A 6,449-nucleotide genomic window follows, 5' to 3' on the forward strand; every position below is an offset into this window, starting at 1 on the left:
GATCCAGAGGACGATGACGACGGTCTGGAACACGAGGTAGCGGGCCGTGCCGAGGGCGCGGGCGATGACCTCGGAGAAGCGGCCGAACGCCTCGGGGTCGTAGTGGATCCCGAAGCTGCGGCCGCCGATCCGCGGGACCGACAGGTCGTCCCTGCGCCGCATGCCGTCAGGTCCGCCGTGCCGCGGGGGTCAGCCGGGAGCGCCAGTCCTCGGGCAGGAGGTGGTCGAGCACGTCGTCGACGGTGACGGCACCGACGAGCCGGCCGGCGTCGTCGCACACGGCGACGGCCATGGCGTCGTAGCGCGCCAGGCGCTCGGCCACGTCGGCGTCGGGCAGGTCGGGCGGGACGGCGGCGTCGGGCCCCTCGTCGAGGCACTCGCCGATCGCCGTGCTCGGCGCCTCCCGCAGCAGCCGCTGGAACCCGACCGAGCCGAGGTAGGGCCCGGTCGGCGTCTCGGTCGGCGGGCGGGCCACGAACACCTGGGCGGCGAGGGCCATGGGCAGCTCGGGCTGGCGGAGGCGGGCCTGGGCCTCGGCCACCGTCGTGGTCGGGGCGAGGACGACCGGCTCGGGGGTCATGAGGCCGCCGGCCGTGCTGCTGGCGTAGGTCAGCAGCCGCCGCAGCGGGGTCGCCTCCTCCGGCTCCATGGCGGCGAGGAGCTCCTGGCGGCGCTCGGCCGGCATCTCGCCGAGCAGGTCGGCGGCGTCGTCCGGCTCCATCTCCTCCAGCACGTCGGCCGCCCGCTCGAGGTCGAGGCCCTCGATGATCCGCAGCTGCTCCTCCTCGGGGAGCTCCTCCAGCAGGTCGGCGAGGCGCTCGTCCTCCATCGCCTCGGCCAGCTGGCGGCGGCGGGGGAGGGGCAGGGCCCGCACGCGGGCGGCGACGTCGGCCGGGTGCAGGTCGGCGAGCGAGGCGACCTCGGCGGCGACCGTCCCCGCGCCGAGCAGCGCGCCCATGGCGGTCCACCGCACCTCCTTCGTCGCCGGTCGGCGCAGACGGGGCCGGCGGTCGGCGAGGACGACGGTGCCCACCTGCCACCCGGCCAGGCGGCCGGGCAGCGGCTCGAGGCCGAGGTCGAGGACGACCCCGTCGGGGGTGCGCCGGTCGAGCAGGTCGGTCACGAGGAGCTCGCCCGGGCGGCGCTGGAAGTGGCGGACGTCGATGCTGCCGGTGCGGAGGCGGACCCCCTCGGCGTCGACCGAGCCGACGCGGCCGCTGCCGACGAAGATGCGCCGCCGCTGCACGGTGCTGACGAAGCCGAGCACCCGCGGCGCCTCGGTGCGGCCGGCGGCGGACAGCACCATGTCCTCCACCCGGCCGAGCGCGCCGCCGTCCGCGTCGGCCAGCGGCAGACGCAGCAGGCGGGCCGCGTAGATCGGGGAGGAGGCCACGCCGCGCAAGCTACTCCCGGGGCGATCCCTACCATCGGAGCGTGCGGCTGCTGGTCGTCGAGGACGAGCCGAAGATGGCCGACCTGCTCCGCCGGGCGCTCGGGCGCGAGGGCTACGCCGTGGACGTGGCGGCCACCGGCGAGGAGGCCATCTGGCTCGGCACCGAGCACGACTACGACGCCATCGTCCTCGACGTGATGATCCCGCCGCCCGACGGGTTCGAGGTGTGCCGGCGGCTGCGGGCCGCCGAGCGGTGGGCGCCGGTGCTGCTGCTGACCGCCCGCGACGCCGTGCCCGACCGGGTCACCGGGCTCGACGCCGGCGCCGACGACTACCTGCCCAAGCCCTTCGCCATCCCGGAGCTGTACGCCCGCCTCCGGGCCCTCACCCGCCGCCGGCCCCAGGAGCGCCCGACCGTGCTCCGCAGCGGCGACCTCGAGCTGGACCCGGCCACCCACGCGGTCACGAGGGCCGGCGTCCCGATCGAGCTGTCGCCGAAGGAGTTCGCCCTGCTGGAGCTGTTCCTCCGCCACCCGGGCGAGGTGCTGACCCGCCAGCAGATCCTCGACCACGTGTGGGATTTCGCCTACGACGGCACGTCGAACGTGGTCGACGTCTACGTGCGGTACCTGCGGGACAAGGTCGACCGCCCGTTCGGGCGGACCACGATCGAGACCGTCCGCGGGCGGGGCTACCGGCTGGTGGCGTGATCGGCCCCCGCACCCTCCAGGGCCGGCTGGCGCTGGTGTTCGGGGCGACGACGGTCGCCCTGTCCGGCATCGTCGGCGTGGTCGTCACGAGGGCGACGGCCGACGAGCTCGTCGCCACCATCGACGAGGCCCTCGCCACCCGGCTGGCGGACCTGGACGGCCAGCTGTCCCGCCTCGACCCCCGGGTCCTCGCCGGCGAGCTGCCCGTGCCCGAGTTCGGCTCCCCGGTGGGCACCCCGCCCGGGCTGTTCGTCCAGGTCATCCGGTCCGACGGCGGGGTGTTCGCGGCGCAGCCCGAGCCCCTGCTCCGCACCCGCGTGCTCACGACCGCGCAGCGGGCCAGGGCGCAGCGGGACCGGTTCGTCCTCACCGGCCGGGTGCCGGGCGGCGCCGGGCGGGCCCGGTTCCTCGCCGGCCCGAGCGGCACGGTCGACGGCTGGGTCCTGCTCGTCGGCACGTCGATGGACGACGCCGAGCGGGCACAGGACCGGCTCCGCCTCGCGCTGGCCGTCGCCCTCCCCGTGCTGGCCGCCGTGGTGGCCACCGGCGGGTGGGTGCTGGCCGGCGCCGCCCTGCGGCCCGTGCGGCGGATGGTCGAGGAGGCCGACGCCATCTCGGCGACCGAGCCCGACCGCCGCCTGACCGTGCCCGACCGCGCCGGCGAGGAGATCGTGGTCCTGGCCGAGCGGCTGAACGCCCTGCTCGACCGGGTGGAGCGGGCGCTGCGCCGGGAGCGGTCGTTCGTGGACGACGCCAGCCACGAGCTGCGGACCCCGCTCGCCATCGTCAGGGGCGAGCTGGAGCTGGCCAGGATGAGCACGGCCGACGGCACGGAGTCGGCGAGGGCGGTGGACTCCTCGCTGGAGGAGGTCGAGCGGCTGGAACGGCTGGCCCAGAACCTGCTCGTGCTGGCCCGGGTGGGCGGCCGGCGGGGCGAGGGCACCCGGCCCGTCGAGCTGGCCGAGGCGGCGGCCCGCGCCGCCCGGACGGCGGCGCCGGCCGCGGCGGCCAGGGGCGTCGCCGTCACCGTCGACGGCCGGGCCACCGTCGTCGGGGAGCCGACCGAGCTCGAGCGGGCCGTCGTCAACCTGGTCGACAACGCCGTCCGCTTCGCCCGGTCGGCCGTGTGGGTGACGATCTCCGAGGCGGGCGGGGACGCGCTGGTCGACGTGGTCGACGACGGGCCCGGCTTCCCGCCCGGAGTGCTGCCCCGGGCCTTCGACCGCTTCGCCACCGGCGACCGGGGCGGCGGGGCCGGCCTCGGCCTCGCCATCGTCGCCGCCATCGCCGCGGCCCACGGTGGGGAGGCGACGGCCGGCAACGGCGCCGAGGGCGGCGCCTGGGTGCGTCTCCGCCTGCCCTCCGCCGGCCGGTGACGAGGGTCGCACCCGCCTCTCACGCGCTTCTCATCGACCCCTCCGTACCGTGGCCGGCGACGGTCGCACGAGGAGGAAGAGCGATGAGCCAGTACGAGGGGTGGTCCGGCTCGACGACCACCAGCGAGTGGCCGCCTCCGCCCTACCCGTGGGGCCCCCCGACCGCTCCCGACCCCGGTGCCGCCGCACCTCCCCCCTCCGCGCCTCCCCCGTCGCGGTCGCGGTGGCATCGGGGACGGGGGTTCCTCGCCGGCATCGTCGTCGGGGCCCTCGTCGGCGGCGTGGCGGCCGCCGGCGTGGTCGCCGTCACCGACGACGACCCGGTCACCACCACCACGGCGACGCCGGCGGCCACGTCCGTCCTCACCCACGAGGGCTCGGTCCAGGAGGTGCTGGCCGCCGTCGAGCCGGCCGTCGTGTCCGTGCAGAGCACGGCGTTCCAGGGCGGCGGGTTCTTCGGCAACGAGCCCCAGCAGGGCGCCGGGTCCGGCGTGGTCATCTCGGCCGACGGCGTCATCGTCACCAACGCCCACGTGGTCGCCGGGGCCGACAGCATCGAGGTGACGTTCTCCGACGGCACCACCCGCGACGCGTCGCTCCTCGGCGCCGACCCGGCCCACGACCTCGCCGTGCTCGACGTGGACGCCACCGGCCTGCACGCCGCCACCCTCGGCGACTCCGACGACCTCGCCGTCGGCGACGACGTGGTCGCCATCGGCAACGCCCTCGCGCTCACCGGCGGGCCGACGGTGACGACCGGCATCGTGTCCGCCCTCGACCGCGAGATCACCACCCAGCGGGCCGACGGCAACGGCAGCGTCACCCTCGGCAACCTGATCCAGACCGACGCCGCCATCAACCCCGGCAACTCGGGCGGCCCCCTGGTCGACAGCCAGGGCCGGGTCGTCGGCATCAACACGGCCGTGGCCGGCGGCGCCCAGAACATCGGCTTCTCGATCGCCATCTCGACGGCCCGCCCGGTCATCGACGAGCTCCGCCAGGGCCGGGCCCCGTCGTCCGCCCGCCTCGGCATCGAGGTCACCGACCTGACCCCCGACGTCGCCCGCCAGCTCGGCGTGGACATCGACGAGGGCGCGGTCGTCGGCGCCGTCGCCCCCGGCTCGGCCGCCGAGGACGCCGGCCTGCGCTCGGGCGACGTGATCGTGGCCTTCGACGGCGAGCCCATCGCCAGCGCCGAGGAGCTGGTCGCCGCCGTCGGCGACCACCAGCCGGGCGACGAGGTGGACGTCGAGGTCGCCCGGGAGGACGGGCCCGAGACGCTCGCGGTCACATTGGGTCGCTCCACGAGCTAGAACGTGGGCTCCCTCCCCGACGCCGGCCCCCGGGCGACCCCCGGGGGCCGGGTCGCGTCTGGAACCATGGGGCGGGTCGCGGTGTAGAGGGGGCGAAGGGAGTCCCCGTGGAGGGCCGACCACTGGACGACGCCCAACTCGTCGAGCGTGCACGGCACGGTGACATCGAGGCGTACGAGGAGCTCGTGCAGCGGCATTCGTCCATCGCGCACCGAACCGCGGTCCTGTTCGCAGGGTCGGCGGAGGCCGACGACGCCACCCAGGAGGCGTTCGTCAAGGCCTACCGGGCGCTCGGTCGGTTCCGGGCGGGGTCCGACTTCCGGCCGTGGCTGTTGCGCATCGTGGCCAACGAGGCCAAGAACCGCCGGCGTTCTGCGGTGCGGCGGTCCGGCCTGGCCCTGCGCGCCGCCACCCGCCGCCCCTCGGGGGATGCGGCCCCATCCCCCGAGGAGGCGGCTCTCCTCGGCGAGCGCCGCCGCGGGCTCCTCGACGCCGTCGGCCGGCTCCCCGACAAGGACCGGGCCGTCGTGACGTGCCGCTACCTGCTCGACCTGTCCGAGGCGGAGACGGCCGAGGTGCTCGGCTGGCCGAGGGGGTCGGTCAAGTCGCGGCTGTCCCGCGCCCTCGACCGGCTGCGCATGGACCTCGGCGCCACCGCCCGTCCGGCGGGCGAGCCGCCCGGGTCGCCCGGCCGGTCCGACCCGTCCGGCCCCGCCGGGCCGTCCGGTCCCGAGGCGGTGACCCGCCGTGCCTGACCGCCCCTACGTCGACCACCTCGAGGCCGACCTGGCCGACCTCGGCCGGGCCCTCGACGTCCCGCCGCCCCCGGCTACCCTCGCCGCCGACGTGCGGGCCCGGTTGGAGCGGGAGGCCGGGGCCAGCCCCCCGGTCAGGGCCGCGGCCTGGGGACGCCGCTCGGTGCGGGGGCCGTTCCCGAGCGCCAGGACGACCTGGTTGGCGGCCGCCGCCGTCGTGCTCGTCGTCGCCCTCGGCGCCGGGGTGGCGCTGCGCGGCGGCGACGCCGGCGTGGACGTCCGGGTCGGCGCCACGTCGCCCACCACGGAGCCGCCCGCCGCGCCGGTCGGCGTCGCCGCCGGCCTCGGCACCCCCGCCTCGCTGGCCGACGCCGCCGCCCTCCTCGGCGATGACCTGCTCCTGCCCGACCACCCCGACCTCGGCCCGCCCGACGAGGTGCTCGTGCGCCGGACGACCAGCCCGCCGGTCGTGTTCTTCCTGTGGCGGCCGGCGGCCGGCCTGCCCGAGGTGGGCGACAGCGGCATCGGCCTGCTCGTGACCGAGGTCGAGGGCCGCACCGGCTGCACGTACAAGACGATGAAGGAGGAGGCCGGGTCGGCGACGGAGACGTTCGCCGACGGATGGCGGGCCCTCTGGGTCGAGGGCCGCCACGTCCTGCGCTACTGCACGGTGAAGCAGGTGCTCCGCGAGCAGCCGGCCCGGCTCGACGCCAACGCCCTGATCTGGAGCGAGGGCTCGTTCACCTACCGCATCGAGGCCGGCGTGGCGCGGGCCGAGGCCGAGGCGATCGCCGCGACGATGGACTGACCGGGCCGACGCGGTGGGTCGTGGGCAGGGCGGGTCGGACGGTCGTGGTGGCCCTGACGTGACGCGGGCCGGCCGGCGGGTGGCGGCCGCGGCC

General features: G+C 76.9%; 6 protein-coding genes. 5 read left to right on the forward strand and 1 reads right to left on the reverse strand.

Going from position 1 to position 6,449, the window contains the following annotated elements; genetic code table 11:
• Positions 1-166: 166 nt before the first annotated feature.
• Complete coding sequence (locus VGB14_14270) at positions 167-1,393, reverse strand: CBS domain-containing protein (protein ID HEX9994089.1); 1,227 nt, start codon at positions 1,391-1,393, stop codon at positions 167-169.
• Between the two features lie 41 nt (positions 1,394-1,434).
• On the opposite strand from VGB14_14270, the gene VGB14_14275 reads away from it, so the two are divergent.
• The 5 genes from VGB14_14275 (at position 1,435) to VGB14_14295 (ending at position 6,355) form a co-directional block, all read left to right on the forward strand.
• The gene (locus VGB14_14275) at positions 1,435-2,103 is read left to right on the forward strand and encodes a response regulator transcription factor (GenBank protein HEX9994090.1); all 669 of its coding nucleotides are present in this window, start codon (positions 1,435-1,437) and stop codon (positions 2,101-2,103) included.
• On the forward strand, positions 2,100-3,479 hold the full coding sequence (locus tag VGB14_14280) for an ATP-binding protein (protein ID HEX9994091.1): 1,380 nt from the start codon (positions 2,100-2,102) through the stop codon (positions 3,477-3,479). Before VGB14_14275 ends, VGB14_14280 begins: the two co-directional genes overlap by 4 nt.
• An 83-nt stretch (positions 3,480-3,562) precedes the next feature.
• Positions 3,563-4,792: a trypsin-like peptidase domain-containing protein gene (locus tag VGB14_14285; protein HEX9994092.1), complete on the forward strand. Its 1,230-nt coding sequence runs from the start codon at positions 3,563-3,565 to the stop codon at positions 4,790-4,792.
• Positions 4,793-4,899: 107 nt separating this feature from the next.
• Positions 4,900-5,547, forward strand: a complete 648-nt coding sequence (locus tag VGB14_14290; protein HEX9994093.1) for an RNA polymerase sigma factor — start codon at positions 4,900-4,902, stop codon at positions 5,545-5,547.
• Entirely contained in the window at positions 5,540-6,355 is an 816-nt protein-coding gene (locus VGB14_14295; GenBank protein ID HEX9994094.1) for a hypothetical protein, read from the forward strand. The genes VGB14_14290 and VGB14_14295 overlap by 8 nt, the downstream gene beginning before the upstream one ends.
• Positions 6,356-6,449 lie beyond the last annotated feature (94 nt).

It is taken from the genome of Acidimicrobiales bacterium, from assembly GCA_036399815.1.
Classification (GTDB): domain Bacteria; phylum Actinomycetota; class Acidimicrobiia; order Acidimicrobiales; family DASWMK01; genus DASWMK01.

Excerpts from the sequence above, each read along its gene's own strand:
- VGB14_14285 (HEX9994092.1), top strand. The coding sequence starts at position 3,563 with ATGAGCCAGTACGAGGGGTGGTCCGGCTCGACGACCACCAGCGAGTGG.